This is a genomic window from Streptomyces sp. STR69 (assembly GCF_024519455.1).
Classification (GTDB): Bacteria; Actinomycetota; Actinomycetes; order Streptomycetales; family Streptomycetaceae; genus Streptomyces.
In genome coordinates, this window is the sequence record NZ_JALJRY010000001.1 from 146,452 (window position 1) to 164,980 (window position 18,529).

The following is an 18,529-nucleotide window of genomic DNA, read 5'->3' on the forward strand; positions in this document are numbered from 1 at the left end:
CAAGTTCGGTAAGTGCATAATCGCACCGAGCCGGACAAACGGGAGGACAGCACATGGCGTGGCTGCTGGTTGTCGTGGCCGGAATTCTGGAGACCGGGTTCGCCGTGTGCCTGAAGCTGTCGCACGGCTTCACGCGCCTGTGGCCGACGGTCGCCTTCTGCGCCTTCGCCCTGGGCAGCTTCGGTCTCCTCACCCTCTCGCTGCGGAAGCTCGACGTGGGCCCCGCCTACGCCGTGTGGACCGGCATCGGCGCGGCCGGTACCGCGATCTACGGCATGGTCTTCCTCGGCGACCTGGTGTCGACGCTGAAGCTCGTGTCGATCAGCTTCGTCATCGTCGGCGTGATCGGACTCCAGCTGTCCGGTTCCGCGCACTGAGGCTATTTGGCCGCGCCCAGCGCGCTGCGCACCAGTTCGCCGACGCCGCCCTCACCAGGTGGCGCCGCCACGCAGGACAGGGCGAGCCGCACGACGAGTTCGCAGGAGCGGGTCAGGTCGGCGGTGTCCGGCCGGGCCGGGCCGGGCCCCGCGAGCGCGGCCACGGCACGGTCGCGGACGACGGCCACGAAGTCACCGGGCGAGGGCAGCGGTCCGTCCGCCCGGCGCTGTGCCGGTACGGCGGAGGAGGACGGCACCGCGGACAGGGTCGGTGAGGGCAGCCGTTCGCTCCAGCAGCCGGTGAGCATGGCCCGTACCAGCGCGTTCTCGCGGGCCGCCGACGCGGTCCACTCGGCGGTCGCGGTCAGCCGCTCACGGGCGTCGGCATGGGCGCCGAGGGCCCGGTCGACGCCGACGAGATAGCCGTCGGCCTCCCTTCTGACCAGCGCTCGCGCGAGCCCCTCCTTGCTGCCGAACTCGTTGTACAGCGTCTGCCGGGACACTCCGGCCGCGGCGGCCACGTCCACCATCCGTACGGTGGACCAGGACCTGCGTGCCAGCGCCGTATAGGCGGCGTCCAACAGGGATTCCCGCGCTGCAGGCATCATTCGCCTCCCGGGGACGAGCGGCTCTGCGCCCAGATTTGACGCGCACGGGAGCACTGTCAAGGGTTCGCGGCTGCGCCGGGGGGCGCACTTCGGCCATTGCGCGCGGGAGTTGGGCCGGTCGCCGTGGGTCGGGGCCGGCCGGGGCGCTCTCCTGGAGGCTCCCACCTCCCGTTTCGCCCACCGGACCCTGTAGCCCCGCGCCGACCCCTGAAGATACGGTTCACGCATGGCCGACTATCACGATGACCTGCGCCTCGCCCACGTCCTCGCGGACGCCGCCGACGCCGCGACGACCGCCCGGTTCAAGGCGCTCGATCTCAAGGTCGAGACCAAGCCGGACATGACTCCGGTCAGCGAGGCGGACAAGGCCGCCGAGGAACTCATCCGCGGCCATCTGCAGCGCGCCCGCCCGCGTGACGCGGTCATCGGCGAGGAGTACGGCGTCGAGGGCACCGGCCCCCGCCGCTGGGTGATCGACCCGATCGACGGCACCAAGAACTACGTGCGCGGCGTCCCGGTGTGGGCCACGCTGATCTCCCTGACGGAGGCGGCGGAGGGCGGCTACCAGCCCGTCGTCGGCCTGGTCTCCGCGCCCGCGCTGGGCCGCCGCTGGTGGGCCGCGAAGGGCCACGGCGCCTACACCGGGCGCAGCCTGTCCTCCGCGTCCCGGCTGCGCGTCTCCCAGGTCTCGAAGCTGACGGACGCCTCCTTCGCGTACTCCTCGCTCACCGGCTGGGAGGACCAGGGCCGCCTCGGCGGCTTCCTGGACCTGACCCGCGAGGTGTGGCGCACGCGCGCGTACGGCGACTTCTGGCCCTACATGATGGTCGCCGAGGGCTCCGTCGACATCTGCGCCGAACCCGAACTCTCCCTGTGGGACATGGCCGCCAACGCGATCATCGTCACCGAGGCCGGCGGCACCTTCACGGGCCTCGACGGCCGCCCGGGCCCGCACAGCGGCAACGCGGCGGCGTCGAACGGCATCCTGCACGACGAGTTCCTGGGGTATCTCAACATGCGCTACTGAGCACCACGGGACGCCTGCACACGCCCCCAACCGAGCGCGCGCGCCCTCTTGTTGACCCGTGCTTTACCTGCGACTCTGAGAGTCCCCCCACTTGTGAACTTGTGAATCCGGTAACTATCGGACCCGGATTCCCTAGGAGGTGGCCTCATCCCATGCTGGTCCGCGACGCCATGAGCACGGTGGTCCTCACCATCGGCCCCGCCCACACCCTCCGCCAGGCAGCCGCCCTGATGTCCTCGCGCCATGTCGGCGCGGCCGTGGTCCTCGATCCGGACGCCGGCGGCATCGGCATCCTCACCGAACGGGACATCCTCAACTCGCTCGGCAAGGGCCAGAACCCGGACACCGAGCGCGCCCACGCCCACACCACCACCGACGTCGTGTTCGCCACCCCGGCCTGGACCCTGGAGGACGCGGCGAGCGCGATGGCCCACGGCGGCTTCCGCCATCTCATCGTCCTGGAACGCGCCGAGCCCGCGGGCATCGTCTCGGTCCGCGACATCATCCGCTGCTGGGCGCCCGCACGGCAGCAGGTACCGGCCTGACGACCGCGCCAGCCCGGTTGGATCCAGTCCAAATCCAGCAGAACTCCAAAGTCACACCCATTCGGGAACTGGTCACGTTGCTGTTAGGCTGGCCTGCATGAGTGACCTTCTGGAGCGGCTGCGCGGACGCGGATGGCGGATGACCGCACAGCGGCGCGTCGTGGCCGAAGTGCTCGACGGCGACCACGTCCACCTGACCGCCGACGAGGTCCACTCCCGCGCCGTGGCCAAGCTGCCCGAGATCTCCCGGGCGACGGTCTACAACACCCTCGGCGAGCTGGTCTCCCTCGGCGAGGTCCTCGAAGTCGCCACGGACAAGCGGGCCAAGCGCTACGACCCGAACGCGCACAGCCCGCACCACCACCTGGTCTGCGCCAACTGCGGCCAGATCCGTGACGTCCACCCCGGCGGGAACCCCCTCGCCGACCTCCCCGACTCGGAGCGCTTCGGCTTCACGGTCTCGGACGTCGAGGTGACATACCGCGGGCTGTGCCCGAACTGCGCGAGCGCATAGCACGTCCTCCCACCGGCCCCGGCATCCGTTCGACACGGACGCCGGGGCTTTGTGCTGTCTACAGGCTTCCCGAAACTGACGGTCCGTCATATCGTCGTGCGGCACCCCCCACCCCCACCCGTACTGACACCCGTACCGAACTCCGCAAGGAGCAACCGTGGGAGCCCCGCACCCAAAACTCCACGCCACCCAATTGACCCGCGCCTTCGGCCGCGCCCCGCACCGGGTCCACGCCCTCGGCCCGCTCGAACTCACCGTCGCCCCCGGCGAGTTCGTCTGCCTGGTCGGTCCGTCCGGCTGCGGAAAATCCACCCTCCTCCGCATCGCCGCGGGCCTGCTGCGCCCCAGCACGGGCACCCTGGAGATCCGCACGAAGAGCCCCCGCCCGGCGGCCATGATCTTCCAGGACTACGGCATCTACGACTGGAAGTCGGTCCGCGCCAACGTCCGTTTCGGCCTGGACATCCAGCGCGTCCCGCGCCGCGAGGCCAACGCCCGTGCCGACGAGTGGCTGACCCGCATGGGCCTCGACGACTTCGCGCGCGCCTACCCCGCGACCCTCTCCGGCGGCATGCGCCAACGGGTCGCCATCGCCCGCGCACTCGCCGTAGAACCCGAACTCCTGCTGATGGACGAGCCGTTCGCCGCCCTCGACGCCCAGCTCCGCACGATCCTCCAGGACGAACTGCTGGAGATCACCCAGGCGTTGCGCACCACGACCCTCTTCATCACGCACAGCCTGGAGGAGGCGCTCGTGCTCGGCGACCGCGTGCTGGTGATGTCCGCGCGCCCGGGCCGGATCATCGCCGAACACCGTCCGCCGTTCCCGCGCCCACGCACCGGCGACATCCGCGACACCCCCGAATTCACCGCCCTGAAGAGCGAGTTGTGGGAACTGCTGCGCAAGGAGGCGGTGCCCGCATGACCACGATCGCCCCCGACCGCGAGGAATCGGTCCTGGTCCGCCGCCCCGGCCCGCACGAACTCCATCCGATACGCACCCACCGTCGGCGGCGCGCACTGGAACTGTCCCTCGCCGTGGCCGTACCGCTCGCCCTGATCCTGTGGTGGCAACTGGCCGCCACCCAGGGCTGGATCGACCCCCGCGTCTACCCGGCCCCCTCCACGATCCTCTCCGACGGCTGGGACCGGGCCACCGCCGGCGACCTGTGGCCGGACGTGTGGGCCACCACCCGGCGCGTCCTGGGCGGCTACACGATCGGTACGGCGGCCGGCTACGCCCTCGGCCTGCTGATGGGCTCCCTCTCCCTCGTCCGGGCCGCGCTGGAACCGCTGTTGGACGCCCTGTACGTCGTACCGAAACTGGCTCTACTGCCGATCTTCCTGAACATGTTCGGCCTGGGCGAGGGCCCCCAACTGGCCCTGGTGGCCGCCACGGTGTTCTTCTTCGTGTGGATCTCGACGATGTCGGCGGTCATCGCGATCCCCTCCGGACATCGCGACGCGGGCCAGGTCTTCGGCGTCTCCCCCTGGCAGATGTTCCGCCATGTCCTGCTGCCCGCCTCCCTCCCCGCGGTCCTGGTGGGCGCGCGGATCGCGGCGGGCGTGGCCGTCCTGGTCATCGTCGCCTCGGAACAGATCGCCGCGACGAACGGCCTGGGCCATCTGATCTTCGACTCCCGCGCGCTGTTCGAGAACGACGTGATGTTCGTCGGCATCGTGTGCGTCGCGGTCCTGGGTGTCGTCTTCTCCGAACTGGTGCGTGTGGCAGGCCGGTTGCTCACACCGTGGGCACCGCGGGACCGTGGACGGGGGCAGTCATGAGCAGGCGTGCGTACGGTGCGGTGGTCGTCGTGGCGGCGGTGTTGGTGTCGGCGGGCTGCTCGTCGAAGTACTCGGACGACTCCGGGGCTTCGGGCGCGACCGTGGGCAACCGCGCCATCAAGCCCGTGGAGGGCTGCGGCAAGTCGTCCTGGACGGACCCGGCGGACCTCTCCCCCACCCGCGTCCCGGCCCGCTGTCTGCCGCTCGCCCCCTCCGCGCAGCCCCTCCCCAAGACCCGGAAGGTGACGATCGCGACCGGAACACTGAGCGCGGAGTATGTCGCCCCGCTCGAAGTCGCCCTGGACAAGGGCGAGTTCAAGGAGGAGGGCCTGGACGTCACGCTCAAGGTGCTGCCGACCCCGGACGCGCTCCCCCTTCTCGCAAAGGGGGACATCGACGCGATGTGGGCGGCCCCGGAGGCGGCCGTCATGAACGGCGTCGAGGGCGGCTTCGACATCAAGTGGGTCGCCGGGAACTTCTCACCCGGCCCCGGGTCGAAGAGCGGTCTGTGGGTGAAGCTGAAGAAGGGCGAGGCGGCGGCGGACGTCCGGATGGCGGGCCGCAGGATGGGCACGATGATCGGCAAGGGCTCGGTGATCGCATACCCCATGGAGAAGGCCCTCGCGACCCACGGCGGCGGCCTCGACAAGATCCGGTACCAACAGCTCGGTTCGGCCGACGTCCTCACCGCCCTCCAGAACGGCGGCGTCGACTCCGCCTGGCTCCTGGACCCGGTCTGGCGCAAGGTCGACGGCAACCCCCAGTACGCCTTCCTGGGCGGCCAGCCCCTCGGCGAGCCCCTGGGCGGCATGCTGTACGGCCGCAGCCTCCTGCACGACGACGTGGACGCCGGCGTGGCCCTCCTCCGGGCCTACATCCGCACGGTGAACACGTACTTCGCGGGCGACTACAAGAGCGACCCCACCTTCGTCGCGTACCTCGCGAAGCTCCTGAAGACGGACGAGACGGTCCTGAAGTCGACCCCGTCGCTCACCATGGACTGGGAGATCCGCGCGGGAACGACGACACGATTGCAGGCCGCTTACAAGGCAGCAGGGGTGTCGAAGGGAGCTGCACTCCCGGAGTCACGGACCGTGGACCGCTCGCTGTACGAGGAGGCGGTGGGCCACCAGCCGTAGAAACACCGAGGGCCGGAACCCTTTCGGATTCCGGCCCTCGGCCTTCAGTAGCGGGGACAGGATTTGAACCTGCGACCTCTGGGTTATGAGCCCAGCGAGCTACCGAGCTGCTCCACCCCGCGCCGTTGAATGCAACGTTACGTCAGCGGTACAGCAAGAAGCAAATCGTTTAACAGCGCAGGTCAGCGCCCTTCACTTCGCAGCCCGGTCCGGCACCGCCCAGCCCGTCCGGCGTTTGAGGACGAGGCCGTCCAGGCCGAAGCAGGGGTCTGGGGGCGGCAGCCCCCAGGGACGGGACGGATAGGGGCGGCGGGGGCGAAAAACACGCCCACCCCTACGCCGTCAGCTCCTGCCGCAAGGCATCCCGCAGCCGAGCTGCCCGCTCCGACACCTCAGAGGGCCCCAGGGACACGGCCCGATCGGCCCACCGCTGCCCCTCCGCCAGCTCCCCGCGACGCGCGTAAACCAGGGCCAGCCGCAACGCCGCCCGCCCGTGCCCCGCGTCAGCGGCCCGCGCCCACCACACCGCCGCCTCCGGCTCACTCCCCTCCCGGGCCAGCAACAGCCCGAGATTGAAGGCACCGTTGCGCGACCCGGCCTCGGCCGCCTCCCGGTACCACCGGGCCGCCTCGACCACATCGCCGCGCGCAGCGGACAGCATCCCGACCCGCACCTGGGCACGCCGGTGCCCCTGGGAGGCCGCCCGCTCGTACCACTCCTCGCACTCGGTCTTCTCGTGCACCTGCTCACCCAGTTCGTGCGCGGGCGTCGGCGGTCGCCGCGCGTCGAGCACCGAGGCCAGCCGGTACGCCGCCTCCGCGCTCCCCCCGCCTGCGGCGCACCGCAGATGCCGTTCGGCCTCCCGCTCGTCGCCGTCCCGCAGGCGGGCGATCCCGACCTGCAGCGCCGCCTCGGTGTGCCCGGCCGCAGCAGCCCGCTCGTACCAGGGCAGCGCGACCGCCTCCGCGCCGCGCCCGGCGAAGAGAATCCCGAGGTTGAAGGCCGCGTCCACGCTGCCGGCCTCCGCGGCCTTGGAGAACCACGGCTCGGCACCGGTCGCGTCGCCGCCCTGGAGCAGCAGCACGGCGAGCGCGTTGGCCGCCTCGCGGTGCCCGGCGTAGGCCGCGCGCCGGTACCACTGCTCGGCCTGTGCGGTACGCGCCTGCTCGGCGCAGAGCAGACCGAGGTTGTACGCGCCGTTCACGTCACCGGCGTCCATCGCGGCCCGGTACCACCGCTCGGCGGTCTGTGTCTCGCCGCGCTCGGCGTGCAGCGCGCCCAGCGCGTTGGCCGCGTTGCCGTCGCCGTCCTGGGCGGCGCGCAGCCACCACACGGCGGCGCTCTCGGTGTCGCCGGCGTCGCGCAGCAGGAACCCGAGCGCGCAGGCGGCACGGGCCTCGCCGTCCTTGGCGGACGTCAGATACCAGCGCCCGGCCTCCTTGAGCTCGCCCCGCTTCTCCAGGATCGCCCCGAGTTGCAGCGCGGCCCGCTGATGCCCACGCGCGGCGGCCTGCCGGTACCACTGCTCGGCTTCGTCGCCGGGAACCGGGGGCGCGGAGGCCTCGGAGACCGCGGGGCCTCCGGAGGCCGATCCGGCACCGCCGTCAGCCCCACTCCCGCCCTCGCCGCCGCTCCGACCGCCGGCCCTGTTCCCGCCGCCGGCCTTTTCCTCATCCTCGATCCGGCGCCGACCACCGGCCCTCTCGCCATACCCGTGACCGTCTCCGAGCCCGTGCCCGTCCCCGTATTCGTCCTCGTGCGGCGCCCGCCGATCGAGGACGCGCGCCAGCCGGTACGCGGCCTCGCGGTGTCCGCGCTCCGCGGCGGACCGCATCCACTGCTCGGCCGCGGTGTCCCCGCGGTGCTCCAGCAGGTCGGCGAGCGCGTACGCGCCGAGCGCGTGGCCCTGCTCGGCGGACTGGCGCAGCCAGTACTCGGCGGCGGGTTCGTCGCCGCGCTCGCGGTGGTACCGGCCGAGCGCGTGCGCGGCGGCGGCGGAACCGGCCACGGCGGCGATCCGCCACCAGCCGGCGGCGTCGTCGGTGTATCCGCGCTGGTGGAGGAGGACGCCCAGGTTGTTGGCCGCGGCCCGGTCGCCCTCGGCGGTGGCGGCACGCAGCAGGGGCTCGGCTCCGTCGAGATCACCGCGGCGCAGCAGCATCGCTCCGAGGACACTCATCGCCTCGACTTCGCCGGCCTGCGCGGCGAGCCGTGTACGTGCCTCGTCGACAGCCTCCCCCTCACCGGTCTCGTCCCGGCCGGAAGGCTGCACAAAACGCCCTGTATCCAACAGAGTTGCCTTGTCCCCCATAACGTCCATCGTCGCACCACCTGCAACCTGGGTACACCTGGTATACCGCAGCCAGTGAGGTCTCTACAGCGTTTTGTCGACATGCCCACAGAGAGACAAGCGAAACACGGTTTCACCAAGTCCCCCCGGCGCCACGGCCGTCACCCTCGTCGGCACATGCGTTCGCACAGCGCGAAGGCCCGGATCCTTGAAAGGATCCGGGCCTTCGCGATCAGTAGCGGGGACAGGATTTGAACCTGCGACCTCTGGGTTATGAGCCCAGCGAGCTACCGAGCTGCTCCACCCCGCGCCGTTGTGTTGCAACCGTACCACGGCGTGAGGTGGGCTTTTTCCCTGTCGGCCGACGGTGCTACCCGCTGGCGGTGCTGCCGCTAGGACTCGGACTACTGCTGGTACTTGGACTACTACTGGTACTTGGACTACTGCTCGGACTCGGGCTGCTGCTCGGGCTCGTGGTGCTCTTGCCCTTGGCCGCCGCGGCCTGCGCGGCCTCGGCCCGCTTCAGCGCGGCCTGCAGATCCTTCTGCGCCTGCCCGTACGCCTCCCAGTCGCCCTTCTTCAGGGCCTGTTGCCCCGCGTCGAAGGCCTTCTGGGCGTCGGTCAGGGCCTGTTGGACCGTTGGATTGCTGGATGTCGGTGGAGTGGTGGTGCCGGTATCCGGTGGCGTGGTCGTGGTCTCCGCTCCGAAGACCTTGTTGAGCCCCTCGTCCAGCGTGTCCTCGAAGGCGGTCTTGTTGCCGTAGGCCACCAACACCTTGCGCAGGAGCGGGTACTTGAGTCCACCACCGCGTACGTAGACGGGCTCCACGTAGAGCAGTCCTCCGTCGAGCGGCACCGTCAGCAGGTTGCCGTACTCGATGTCGGAGTCGCCGCCCTTGAGCAGCTTGATGGATTCGGCGATGTCCTGTTGGGAGTTGAAGGCGCTCTGCACCTGTTTAGGGCCGCCGACGGTCGTACTGGTCGGCAGTTTCAGGATTCTGATCTTGCCGTAGTCGGGGCTGCCCGCCTCGGAGTCGACCGCCATGAAGGCGCTGAGGTTGTCTCTCCCGTTCGGCGTGAACGTCGTCGTCAGGGAGAACGCCTGCGAGCTCTGGTCGGGCATCTTCATGCTCAGGTAGTACGGCGGCACCGCGCTGCCCGACTTGTTGGTCGGGTCGTCCGGCCCCTGCCACACCTCGCTGCCGCTGAGGAACGTCTGCGCGTCCGTCACGTGGTAGCGGGTGAGCAGTTCGCGCTGGACCTTGAACAGGTCCTGCGGGTACCGGAGATGGGCCATCAGCGAGGCCGAGATGTCCGTCCTGGGCTCGACCGTGCCGGGGAACGCCTTCATCCAGGTCTTCAGGACCGGGTCCTCGGTGTCCCACTGGTAGAGCTTGACCTGACCGGTGTACGCGTCGACGGTCGCCTTCACCGAGTTGCGGATGTAGTTGACCTGGTTCTGCTGGGCCACCACCGCGCGGTTGTTGTTGGTCGCGGTGAGCGAGTCGGCCGTGGTGTCCCCGAGGGTCGTCCGGGAGGCGTACGGGTATCCGTTGCTGGTGGTGTACGCGTCGACGATCCACTGGATGTGGCCGTCCACGACCGCCGGGTAGGCGTCGCCGTCGATGGTCAGCCAGGGCGCCACCGCCTCGACGCGCTCCTTGGGCGTGCGGTTGTACAGGATCCGCGAACCCTCGCCGATCGCACCGGAGTAGAGGATCTGCGGCTCGTTGAACGCCACCGCGTACGCGGCCCGGTTGAGCGGGTTGGAGAGGTTGACCCCGCTCTTGCCCGTGTAACTGGTGGTCTTCTCGCCGCTGTCGTCGGAGTAGTCGATCTCCTTCTGGGGACCGCCGACGATCGAGTACGTGGTGGTCTTCTCGCCGTAGTAGATCTGCTGCTCGTACTTGCCGAGGTCACCCGAGGACGGGAGGTCGGACTCGGTGAAGACCGGACGCCCCTCGGAGTCGACCTCGGTGCCCTTGGCGGCGACCACGCCGTAGCCGTGCGTGTAGCGGAAGTGGTCGTTGATCCAGTTGTTCTTCGGGATGCCGTTGAGGTTCAGCTCGCGCAGCCCGATGACCGTGTCCTGGTCCTTGCCGTCCTCGGTGTAGCGGTCGACATCCAGGTTGGTCGGGAACGCGTAGTAGTTCCTGATCTGCTGGAGTTGCTGGAACGTGGGCGACACGACGTTCGGGTCCACGATCCGGATGCTCGCCGTGGAGTCGACGTCCGCGCGGAGCTTGGTCTTGTCCTTGGTGGTGCTCGTCCCCGAGTACTCCGTGACCTTGGTGTCGTCGATGCCGTAGGCCTCGCGCGTCGCCTTGAGGTTCTTCTGGACGTACGGGGCTTCCTTGGCCTGCTCGTTGGGCTGGACCGTGAACTTCTGGACGATCGCCGGGTACAGGCCGCCGATGAGGATCGCGGAGAGCACCATCAGGCCGAAGCCGATGACGGGCAGCTGCCAGGTGCGCCGCCACAGGGTGGCGAAGAACAACAGCGCGCAGATGACGGCGATGCAGAACAGGATCGTCTTGGCCGGCAGATACGCGTTCGCGTCGACGTATCTGAGACCCGTCCAGTCACCGGTCGCCTTGAAGTCGCTGGATTTGACCGCGAGTCCGTAGCGGTCGAGCCAGTAGGCGACCGCCTTGAGGGCGACGAAGATGCCGAGCAGCACCGACAGATGGCCGGTGGCGGCGGCCGTGGCGCGCGCGCCCGGGCTGGTGATCCGCAGGCCGCCGTACAGGTAGTGCGTCAGCGCGGCGGCGAGCAGCGAGAGGATCGCGGCGGCGAAGCCGAAGCCGAGCAGGAAGCGGTACCAGGGCAGGTCGAAGGCGTAGAAGGAGACGTCGAGATGGAACTGCGGGTCCTTCTGGTGGAAGGGCACGCCGTTGACCCACATCAGCCAGACCCGCCACTGGCTGGACGCCGAGGCGCCCGCGATCAGCCCGACAAGAGAGGTGATCGCCAGCAGCAGCCACTTCTTGTACGGCGCGATGCCCATGCGGTAGCGGTCGAGGCTCTGCTGCTCCATCGACATGGCGCTGAGCGGCGGGCGCAGGCGGTGCGCCAGCCAGATGTTCACGCCCACGGCGGCCGCCATCAGCAGGCCGAAGACGAAGAACAGGCCGATCTTGGTCGACAGGGTGGTGGTGAACACGGACGAGTAATGCACCGACCGGTACCAGAGCCAGTCCGTCCAGAAGCCCGCGAACATCGTGAACGCCATGCCGAGTACGGCAAGGACGCCCAGTGTCATGAGCAAAGTCCGGACACGCCGGGACGGGCGGCCCACTCTGATCCGCGGCCCTTGCGGGCCTCCGCCGCGGTCCGGCATCTGGAAAGCCAAGGTGCGCACCTCGAAGTTCGCTGTTGGTCGCTGTCGTTGCGTCAGGCCCCCGGGTTCGCGGACCGTCCGTAGCCCCGCGTGATCGCGGGCCCACACCTATGCAACTTACTCACCGTTTACTCGGTTCCCGATTCCGGCCATGAACGAGGCAGGATTGTGACCATGTCCAACACTCCCATGGCAGCGAACCCCCTCACCCGGGCCGTACTGGAGATCGACGAGTACGCCTCCGGCCTCGGCTGGGACCAGCCCGCTCGCCTCTTCGCCCTCGTAGACACCGCGCGACTGCGGGCCCAGGAGCCCGGTCTCGCGGCCCAACTCGGCCTGCGGGACGAGCCCGAGACCACCGGTCTCACCCCGATCGAGCAGGAGGAGATCCCGGCCGGAAAGCCGTTGGACGAGTTCCTCGGCACGATCGCCTGGCCCGACGCGGTGGCCGGCTGCGCACTCACCGTCGAGCGGCTGATGCTGCCGCCGTCCGCCGAGGCCTCCGTCCCGGAAGGGCTCAGCGAGAAGAAACTCACCCAGTGGGTCGCCGAGCACCCGGACCGCCAGGAGGTCCGGATGACGGTCGCGGTCCTGCGCAACGGCACCCGCGACTCGGCCCTGCGGCTGCGCGAGAAGGACTCCCCCACGGAGGTCCTCACCGGCGGCGCCCTCGTCCCGGGCCTCGCGGAGGCCCTGTCGGCGACCTTCGAGGACTGACGTCCTCCCCCTACGGCTCCGGTTCTTCTCGTACGACTCCGGGGGCGCCCTTTGGTTCAAGGGCGCCCCCGGAGTCGTACGCGAGGTCTTCTTAAAGCGAGGTCTTCTTAAAGAAGAGGCTTGTTCAGCCCTTGGTGGTGCACTTCGGGAGGTCGGCGGTCTTGCCGCTGTTGATCAGCTTGAGGTCGCTGATCGCGTCCTTGATGGTGTTCACCTTGACGAGCCTGAGGCCACTGGGGGTGTCCTTGGCGGCCTCCGCGCAGTTCTCGGCAGGCGTCAGGAAGTACTGGGCGCCCTTGCTGCGCGCGCCGACGGTCTTCATCGAGATACCGCCGATCGGGCCGACCTTGCCGGTGTCGTCGATGGTGCCGGTGCCGGCCACGAACTTGCCGCCGGTGAGGTCGCCCGGGGTCAGCTTGTCGTAGATGCCGAGCGCGAACATCAGGCCGGCGCTCGGGCCGCCGACGTCGGCCAGCTTGATGTCGATGCTGAACGGGAACGTGTGATCGGTTCCGGCGGAGATGCCGACGATGGCGCGCTTGGCACCGGTGTCGTCGGAGGTCGCCGTGGTGATCGTGATGTCCTTCGTCGCGGTCGCCGTCTTGTTCGCCTTCACCGCGGCGGCCTGGTCCTTGGCCGACACGATGGTGAACACGACCTTCTCGCCCGGCTTGTGCTTGGTGACCAGCTTCGCGACGTCGTCGGGCTGCTTCACCGTCGTACCGTCGACGGCCTTGATCACGTCACCGGCGTGCAGCTTGCCCTCGGCCGGGGAGTCCTTGAGGACCGTCGAGACGATCACCCAGGACTTCACCGGGATGCCCAGCTGGTCCAGAGCGGCGACCTTGGCGCTCTCCTGGGACTGGCTGAACTCCTCGGCGTTCTCCTGGGTCGACTGCTGCTCCGTCTTGCCGTCCGGGTACAGCGTGTCGTGCGGGACGACCTTGTCGTCGTGGGCGAGCCAGCCGTACACGGCCTCGATGAGGTTCATGTTGTAGTCGGCGCTGGTGACCCGGACCGTCGTCATGTTCAGGTGACCGGTCGTCGGGTAGGTCTTGCGCCCGGTGATCTGCAGCACCGGCTCGCCGTCGTGGTCCCCGAGCGTGTTCACCGTCGGGCCCGGTGACATCTCCGCATACGGGACGTTGATGAGGACTCCCGCGCACAGGAGCGCGATCAGCATCAGGGTGGAGGCGAGCATCGTCGCGGTGCGGCGTGGCATGGCACGACAGTACGGGACGCTTCTGTCAGCGCACCGTCAGGGCCGCCCTCCGGTCACGCTTCCCTTCACGTGCCCGAGTGGGACTTCTCCATGGCCTCGCGGAACCGCGCATAGCCGTCCAGCTCCGGACCGTCGCTGCGTACCTTGCGGGTCCGGTTGGCCCAACTGCCCCACAGGCCGGCGCCTATCGCGGCCACCAGCGGAATCAACAACCAGGCGAGTGCCGCCATGCCGACCTCCCAACCCCGGACGAGTGAACTCAACCGACTGATCAGCAGATTAGCCAGCCCCACTGACAACGCTCGTGCCAGGGGTGCGGTTACGCAACCGGTGAGCGCCCATCAGCAGGCGCCGACCCACTCCTCGGTGCCGTCGGAGAACTGCTGGTGCTTCCAGATCGGCACCTCGTGCTTGAGATCGTCGATCAGCTTCCGGCAGGCCTCGAAGGCCTCGCCCCGGTGGGGACACGACACGGCGACGACGACCGCCAGGTCCCCGATCCCGAGCTCCCCCACCCGGTGGACGGCGGCCAGCGCCCGCACCGGGTAGTCCGCGACGACCTTCTCGGCGATGCGCCGCATCTCGGCCTCGGCACTGGGGTGGCACGAGTACCCCAGCCGATCGACGTCGGCACCGCCGTCGTGATTGCGCACGGTTCCGACGAACAGCGCCGTCCCACCGGCCGCGTCGTCCCCGACGGCCCGGAAGACCTCGTCCACGGAGAGCGGCGTCTCCCGGATCCCGATCAGCTTGACGGGATCCTGCGCGGCCTGCTCACCGGGGTGGTCGATCGTGGGTGCCATGCCTCCATCGTGCCGCACCCCGCCGACAGCGCGGAATAGCACTTTCACCAAGCACGCGCGCGTGCATGTTTGGAGCGTCCTACAGGAGCACGTGTTTTAGCGGCTTGCGCTGCTCAGATCCGGCGCCGGGCCTTCCGTGCCCGTCGTACGACCGCCGCCGCGCCGAGCAGTGCGACCGTCGCGCCCGCGGCACCCGCCGCCGTCGCGTCCTTGCGGCCGAGCCGTCGCCCGACGACCGTGTGCCGCCCGGCGACCTCCTCCAGGAGCTCCGCGAGCACTTCCTCGTTGGTCCACTGGGGCCGCCAGCCCGCGTCGTGCAGCCGGCTCCCGCTGACCACCCAGGGGTACATCGTGTACGCCAGGTCGCCGGCCGGGGACGGGGTGAGTCCGATCCGGTGCAGGCGGGCCGCCGCGCCGAGCGCGACCGCGGACGGCAGCTCCATGCGCCGGATGCCGCTGAGTTCCTCGACCTCCTCCTGCTCCAGCCAGCCGTCGCAGCCGACGGCGAGTTCCCCTTCGACCTTCTCCAGGACGGCGTACTCCAGGGCGCTGCACAGGTCCTCGACATGGCAGAACTGCCAGGCGGGCCGCGACCCGGCCACCACCAGCAGTCGCGGCGACTCGAAGTACCTGGTCAGCGCGGTGTCGGTGCCGCCGACGAGGACTCCGGGGCGGACGACGGTGACATTGAGCCCGGGATGCGCCCGGGGCGCGCGCCGCGCGAGCCGCTCGACCTCCAGCAGGTCGCCGACACCGGTGGCCTCCGCGGTGGCCCGCAGCTCGGCGTCCTCCGAGAGCGGCAGTTCGTTGTCGGGCAGCGCTCCGTAGACCATCGCCGAGGTGCACAGCACGACCCGGTGGACACCGGCCGCCGCGGCAGCCGTCAGCACGGTCTGCGTCCCCCGCACGTTGTACGCCGAACGGGCGGCCGGGTCGGTCTCCAGATCGAGGTCCAGCGCCAGATGTACGACGACGTCGGCGCCGCGCAGCTTCTCCGCGATGGCCGGATCCCGTACGTCGAGGATGTGCCACTGGGCCGCCGCGCACTCGCCGCGCCGCTCGTCGATGGCGATGACCTGCTTGATCTCCTCGGAGGCGGCGAGCCGCTCGGTGAGGAGCGCCCCGATCCCGGACGCGGCGCCGGTGACCGCGACGACGGGCCCGCGCACGGCGGGACTGGTTGAGTGGTTTCGCGCTGCGCGAACCTGCGGATCTGGGGAACTCACCGGGCGTCTCCAGCGGTTGTCTTCAGTACGGACGCGCGTGACGCGTCCGGACCAGGTGGCATCCATCCTGCCGCAGGCCAGGTCTTGGCGAAGCACCGAGGCCCGATCGGCCCGCGGTGTCTACGCTGGGTGGTGTTGAAGGGCAGTCGTGCCGTCGGAGAGAACCGGCGGCCTTAACAGCCGAGGAATCCCGTGAGTGACACCCCATTCGGATTCGGCCTTCCGCCGGAGGAGCCGGACGACGGCGACGAGGGCAAGAAGAAGGACCAGGAGAGCGGTGGTGGTCAGGGACCGGCCAACCCGTTCGGTTTTGGCGGGCTGCCCGGTGCCGGGGGCTTTGGCGGCCCCGGTGCGGACAATCCGCTCGCAGCCATGTTCGGTTCGCTGAACCCCAACGACCTGGGCGCCGCGTTCCAGCAGCTGGGGCAGATGCTCTCGTACGAGGGCGGTCCGGTGAACTGGGACATGGCCAAGCAGATCGCCCGCCAGACGGTCTCCCAGGGCACTCAGGACGGCACGAAGGACGCGAGCATCGGCCCCGCCGACCGCAGCGCCGTCGAGGAGGCCGTCCGCCTCGCCGACCTGTGGCTGGACGACGCGACCTCGCTGCCGTCCGGTGCCGGCTCCGCCGTGGCGTGGTCCCGCGCGGAGTGGGTCGAGGCGACCCTGCCTGCCTGGAAGGAGCTCGTGGACCCGGTCGCCGAGCGCGTCGGCGCGGCCATGGGTGACGTCCTGCCGGAGGAGATGCAGGCCATGGCGGGCCCGCTGATCGGCATGATGCGCTCCATGGGCGGCGCCATGTTCGGCACCCAGATCGGGCAGGCCGTGGGCGTGCTCGCGGGCGAGGTCGTCGGCTCGACCGACATCGGCCTGCCGCTCGGCCCGGTCGGCAAGGCCGCGCTGCTGCCGCTGAACATCGAGGCGTTCGGCAAGGACCTGGGCATTCCGCAGGAGGAGGTGCGGCTCTACCTCGCCCTGCGCGAGGCAGCCCACCAGCGCCTGTTCGCACACGTGCCGTGGCTGCGCTCGCACCTGTACGGCGCGGTCGACGGGTACGCGCGCGGGATCAAGGTCGACACCGCCAAGCTGGAGGACGTGGTCGGCCAGTTCGACCCGCAGAACCCGGAGCAGCTGCAGGACGCCCTTCAGCAGGGCATGTTCCAGCCGGAGGACACACCGGAGCAGAAGGCCGCTCTGGCCCGTCTGGAGACGGCTCTGGCGCTCGTCGAGGGCTGGGTGGACGCGGTGGTCCACGCCGCCGCGAAGCCGCGTCTGACGTCGGCCGACGCGCTCCGCGAGACCCTGCGGCGCCGTCGTGCGACGGGCGGTCCCGCCGAGCAGACGTTCGCCACGCTGATCGGCCTGGAGCTGCGCCCGCGCCGGCTGCGCGACGCCTCCCGGCTGTGGGCCTCGCTCACGGACGCGCGCGGTGTCGACGGCCGTGACGGTCTGTGGGCCCACCCGGACATGCTGCCGACGGCCTCCGACCTGGACGACCCGGACGGCTTCGTGCACCGCGAGCAGCTGGACTTCTCCGAGCTGGACAAGCTGCTCGGCGAGGCGGCCGAGAAGCCTGACCTGAAGAAGGACGACGACACCGAGTGAGCCTGTACGACGACGCGGTCCTCGTACTGAAGAGCTACGAGGACCAGACGGACCTGCGCCAGGCCTACCTGGACCACCTGGCCGCTCACCCGGACGGCATGTGGAAGTCCTGCCACGCCGGACATGTCACGGCGAGCGCCCTGGTGATCGACCCTGTGCAGGGTCGCGTTCTGCTGACCCTGCACAAGAAGCTGCGGATGTGGCTCCAGATGGGCGGCCACTGCGAGCCGGAGGACATCTCCCTGGAGGCGGCGGCCCTGCGCGAGGCCAGGGAGGAGTCCGGCATCACCGGACTGACCCTGCTGCCGGGCGGCCCGGTCCGCCTCGACCTCCATCCCATCCCGGCACCGTGCCACTTCCACTACGACGTCCAGTACGCGGTCGTGGCACCCCCCGGCGCCGTCCAGGAGATCAGCGACGAGTCCCTGGAGCTGCGCTGGTTCGCGTACGACGAGGTGGCGGCCGTAGCCGACGAGTCGGTCGTGCGGCTGCTGGAGGCGACGCGCGCCGGGCTGTGAACGTGTAAGGGGCGCCCGCACTTGCGGGCGCCCCTTACGTTCGACTACTGGACGCTCAGCTCCAGGCGTTGCCCTGGTTCTGGGCGTGGGCGCCGTGCTGGCCCATGCCGTACTGCGCGGCGAGGCCCTGGCCGATCCCGGCGTTCTGCGGTGGCAGGAGTTCGCTGGGCTGGACGAGCGCGTAGCCGCTGCCCATGAAGCTCAGCTCCCAGCCCTCGCCGGTGTTGCCGCGGCGCCGCCACACGCCCGAGGAGTGCGTCTGGGCCTGCATCTGGACGCGCAGGCCGGTGGACCAGGCGACGATCGCGTCGGCGTCGCAGTTGACGTACTTGTCGGGCGTGACCTGCATCATCAGCGGCGCGCCCGAGGTCATCAGGGCGACCTTGCCGCGGCCGGTGATGTTGAGCTGGTACTTCCCCGAACCGGAGATGCCGTACTGGCTGTCCACGGCGATGACCTCGTGGTGCAGCGAGGAGTCCATCGCGAGGACGTAGCTGCTGTCGACGGTGAGGCCGTCCTGTTCCACATCCACTACGTGGATGTGCTGGGCGAGGTTGGCGAGGAAGACCGTGCCCTGCCCGTGGCAGCGCATGAGGCTGAGGCCCTCGCCGGTGGCCGCACGCGCGTAGGCCTGCTGGGTGTTCTGGTACTCGGCGTCGAACTCGACGAGCCCCTGGTAGGCGACCATGGTGCCCTTACGGGCGAGGATGTCGTCGTGGCCCTCCAGGACGATGCGCAGCATCTGCTTGTTCTGGAGGCTGTAGCGGTCCTGGGACTGCGAGTCGTTGAACGCGAAAAGCGGGCTCTGCATGG

Annotated in this window: 18 protein-coding genes and 2 tRNA genes; 10 read left to right on the forward strand and 10 right to left on the reverse strand. The window is 69.9% G+C overall.

Annotated features, from left to right (window positions below):
- Positions 1 to 53 precede the first annotated feature (53 nt).
- Complete coding sequence (locus OC490_RS00675; RefSeq protein ID WP_200710829.1) at positions 54 to 377, forward strand: DMT family transporter; 324 nt, start codon at positions 54 to 56, stop codon at positions 375 to 377.
- A 2-nt stretch (positions 378 to 379) separates the two neighbouring features.
- Here the strand turns inward: OC490_RS00675 and OC490_RS00680 are convergent, their stop codons facing one another.
- On the reverse strand, positions 380 to 985 hold the full coding sequence (locus tag OC490_RS00680) for a TetR/AcrR family transcriptional regulator (protein WP_262055774.1): 606 nt from the start codon (positions 983 to 985) through the stop codon (positions 380 to 382).
- A gap of 226 nt (positions 986 to 1,211) precedes the next feature.
- Here OC490_RS00680 and hisN point away from each other — a divergent pair, with 226 nt between their 5' ends.
- From hisN to OC490_RS00710, 6 genes are all read left to right on the forward strand, one after another.
- Positions 1,212 to 2,012 (forward strand): histidinol-phosphatase, encoded by an 801-nt coding sequence (hisN, locus tag OC490_RS00685; protein ID WP_019072141.1) that lies wholly within the window; start codon positions 1,212 to 1,214, stop codon positions 2,010 to 2,012.
- A 152-nt stretch (positions 2,013 to 2,164) separates the two neighbouring features.
- Positions 2,165 to 2,557 (forward strand): cyclic nucleotide-binding/CBS domain-containing protein, encoded by a 393-nt coding sequence (locus OC490_RS00690; protein ID WP_262055775.1) that lies wholly within the window; start codon positions 2,165 to 2,167, stop codon positions 2,555 to 2,557.
- A gap of 97 nt (positions 2,558 to 2,654) precedes the next feature.
- Entirely contained in the window at positions 2,655 to 3,071 is a 417-nt protein-coding gene (locus OC490_RS00695) for a Fur family transcriptional regulator (RefSeq protein ID WP_200689012.1), read from the forward strand.
- Positions 3,072 to 3,228: 157 nt separating this feature from the next.
- Positions 3,229 to 3,996 carry an ABC transporter ATP-binding protein gene (locus OC490_RS00700; protein WP_262055776.1) on the forward strand — a complete coding sequence of 256 codons (768 nt, stop codon included), beginning with the start codon at positions 3,229 to 3,231 and terminating at the stop codon, positions 3,994 to 3,996.
- Positions 3,993 to 4,856 carry an ABC transporter permease gene (locus tag OC490_RS00705; RefSeq protein WP_262055777.1) on the forward strand — a complete coding sequence of 288 codons (864 nt, stop codon included), beginning with the start codon at positions 3,993 to 3,995 and terminating at the stop codon, positions 4,854 to 4,856. The genes OC490_RS00700 and OC490_RS00705 overlap by 4 nt, the downstream gene beginning before the upstream one ends.
- Positions 4,853 to 5,995, forward strand: coding sequence for an ABC transporter substrate-binding protein (locus tag OC490_RS00710; protein ID WP_262055778.1), 1,143 nt, complete (start codon positions 4,853 to 4,855; stop codon positions 5,993 to 5,995). Before OC490_RS00705 ends, OC490_RS00710 begins: the two co-directional genes overlap by 4 nt.
- A gap of 48 nt (positions 5,996 to 6,043) precedes the next feature.
- Here OC490_RS00710 and OC490_RS00715 read toward each other — a convergent pair.
- The 4 genes from OC490_RS00715 to OC490_RS00730 form a co-directional block, all read right to left on the reverse strand.
- A tRNA-Met gene (locus tag OC490_RS00715) sits at positions 6,044 to 6,117 on the reverse strand.
- A 212-nt stretch (positions 6,118 to 6,329) separates the two neighbouring features.
- Entirely contained in the window at positions 6,330 to 8,315 is a 1,986-nt protein-coding gene (locus tag OC490_RS00720; RefSeq protein WP_262055779.1) for a tetratricopeptide repeat protein, read from the reverse strand.
- A 206-nt stretch (positions 8,316 to 8,521) separates the two neighbouring features.
- Positions 8,522 to 8,595 (reverse strand) — tRNA-Met (locus OC490_RS00725).
- A gap of 60 nt (positions 8,596 to 8,655) precedes the next feature.
- Positions 8,656 to 11,625 (reverse strand): UPF0182 family protein, encoded by a 2,970-nt coding sequence (locus OC490_RS00730; protein WP_262056279.1) that lies wholly within the window; start codon positions 11,623 to 11,625, stop codon positions 8,656 to 8,658.
- Between the two features lie 174 nt (positions 11,626 to 11,799).
- Between OC490_RS00730 and OC490_RS00735 the strand changes: the two genes are divergently transcribed.
- Entirely contained in the window at positions 11,800 to 12,342 is a 543-nt protein-coding gene (locus OC490_RS00735; protein ID WP_262055780.1) for a PPA1309 family protein, read from the forward strand.
- Between the two features lie 124 nt (positions 12,343 to 12,466).
- On the opposite strand, the gene OC490_RS00740 is transcribed toward OC490_RS00735, so the two are convergent.
- The 4 genes from OC490_RS00740 to OC490_RS00755 form a co-directional block, all read right to left on the reverse strand.
- The gene (locus OC490_RS00740) at positions 12,467 to 13,564 is read right to left on the reverse strand and encodes a PDZ domain-containing protein (protein ID WP_262055781.1); all 1,098 of its coding nucleotides are present in this window, start codon (positions 13,562 to 13,564) and stop codon (positions 12,467 to 12,469) included.
- 65 nt (positions 13,565 to 13,629) lie between these two features.
- Positions 13,630 to 13,794, reverse strand: a complete 165-nt coding sequence (locus OC490_RS00745) for a hypothetical protein (protein ID WP_169389425.1) — start codon at positions 13,792 to 13,794, stop codon at positions 13,630 to 13,632.
- Between the two features lie 111 nt (positions 13,795 to 13,905).
- Positions 13,906 to 14,367 (reverse strand): molybdenum cofactor biosynthesis protein MoaE, encoded by a 462-nt coding sequence (locus OC490_RS00750; RefSeq protein WP_262055782.1) that lies wholly within the window; start codon positions 14,365 to 14,367, stop codon positions 13,906 to 13,908.
- Positions 14,368 to 14,480: 113 nt separating this feature from the next.
- Positions 14,481 to 15,593: an SDR family oxidoreductase gene (locus tag OC490_RS00755; protein WP_019058329.1), complete on the reverse strand. Its 1,113-nt coding sequence runs from the start codon at positions 15,591 to 15,593 to the stop codon at positions 14,481 to 14,483.
- Between the two features lie 192 nt (positions 15,594 to 15,785).
- Here OC490_RS00755 and OC490_RS00760 point away from each other — a divergent pair, with 192 nt between their 5' ends.
- Positions 15,786 to 17,198: a zinc-dependent metalloprotease gene (locus tag OC490_RS00760; protein ID WP_019072128.1), complete on the forward strand. Its 1,413-nt coding sequence runs from the start codon at positions 15,786 to 15,788 to the stop codon at positions 17,196 to 17,198.
- On the forward strand, positions 17,195 to 17,716 hold the full coding sequence (locus tag OC490_RS00765; RefSeq protein WP_262055783.1) for an NUDIX hydrolase: 522 nt from the start codon (positions 17,195 to 17,197) through the stop codon (positions 17,714 to 17,716). Before OC490_RS00760 ends, OC490_RS00765 begins: the two co-directional genes overlap by 4 nt.
- A 55-nt stretch (positions 17,717 to 17,771) precedes the next feature.
- Here OC490_RS00765 and OC490_RS00770 read toward each other — a convergent pair whose 3' ends face one another.
- The gene (locus OC490_RS00770; RefSeq protein WP_019072126.1) at positions 17,772 to 18,527 is read right to left on the reverse strand and encodes an AIM24 family protein; all 756 of its coding nucleotides are present in this window, start codon (positions 18,525 to 18,527) and stop codon (positions 17,772 to 17,774) included.
- Positions 18,528 to 18,529: the final 2 nt, after the last annotated feature.

Excerpts from the sequence above, each read along its gene's own strand:
- OC490_RS00745 (WP_169389425.1), bottom strand. The coding sequence starts at position 13,794 with ATGGCGGCACTCGCCTGGTTGTTGATTCCGCTGGTGGCCGCGATAGGC.
- OC490_RS00710 (WP_262055778.1), top strand. The coding sequence starts at position 4,853 with ATGAGCAGGCGTGCGTACGGTGCGGTGGTCGTCGTGGCGGCGGTGTTG.
- OC490_RS00730 (WP_262056279.1), bottom strand. The coding sequence starts at position 11,625 with ATGCCGGACCGCGGCGGAGGCCCGCAAGGGCCGCGGATCAGAGTGGGC.
- OC490_RS00695 (WP_200689012.1), top strand. The coding sequence starts at position 2,655 with ATGAGTGACCTTCTGGAGCGGCTGCGCGGACGCGGATGGCGGATGACC.
- OC490_RS00735 (WP_262055780.1), top strand. The coding sequence starts at position 11,800 with ATGTCCAACACTCCCATGGCAGCGAACCCCCTCACCCGGGCCGTACTG.
- OC490_RS00705 (WP_262055777.1), top strand. The coding sequence starts at position 3,993 with ATGACCACGATCGCCCCCGACCGCGAGGAATCGGTCCTGGTCCGCCGC.
- OC490_RS00750 (WP_262055782.1), bottom strand. The coding sequence starts at position 14,367 with ATGGCACCCACGATCGACCACCCCGGTGAGCAGGCCGCGCAGGATCCC.
- OC490_RS00680 (WP_262055774.1), bottom strand. The coding sequence starts at position 985 with ATGATGCCTGCAGCGCGGGAATCCCTGTTGGACGCCGCCTATACGGCG.
- OC490_RS00770 (WP_019072126.1), bottom strand. The coding sequence starts at position 18,527 with ATGCAGAGCCCGCTTTTCGCGTTCAACGACTCGCAGTCCCAGGACCGC.
- OC490_RS00740 (WP_262055781.1), bottom strand. The coding sequence starts at position 13,564 with ATGCCACGCCGCACCGCGACGATGCTCGCCTCCACCCTGATGCTGATC.
- OC490_RS00675 (WP_200710829.1), top strand. The coding sequence starts at position 54 with ATGGCGTGGCTGCTGGTTGTCGTGGCCGGAATTCTGGAGACCGGGTTC.
- OC490_RS00690 (WP_262055775.1), top strand. The coding sequence starts at position 2,165 with ATGCTGGTCCGCGACGCCATGAGCACGGTGGTCCTCACCATCGGCCCC.
- hisN (WP_019072141.1), top strand. The coding sequence starts at position 1,212 with ATGGCCGACTATCACGATGACCTGCGCCTCGCCCACGTCCTCGCGGAC.
- OC490_RS00720 (WP_262055779.1), bottom strand. The coding sequence starts at position 8,315 with ATGGACGTTATGGGGGACAAGGCAACTCTGTTGGATACAGGGCGTTTT.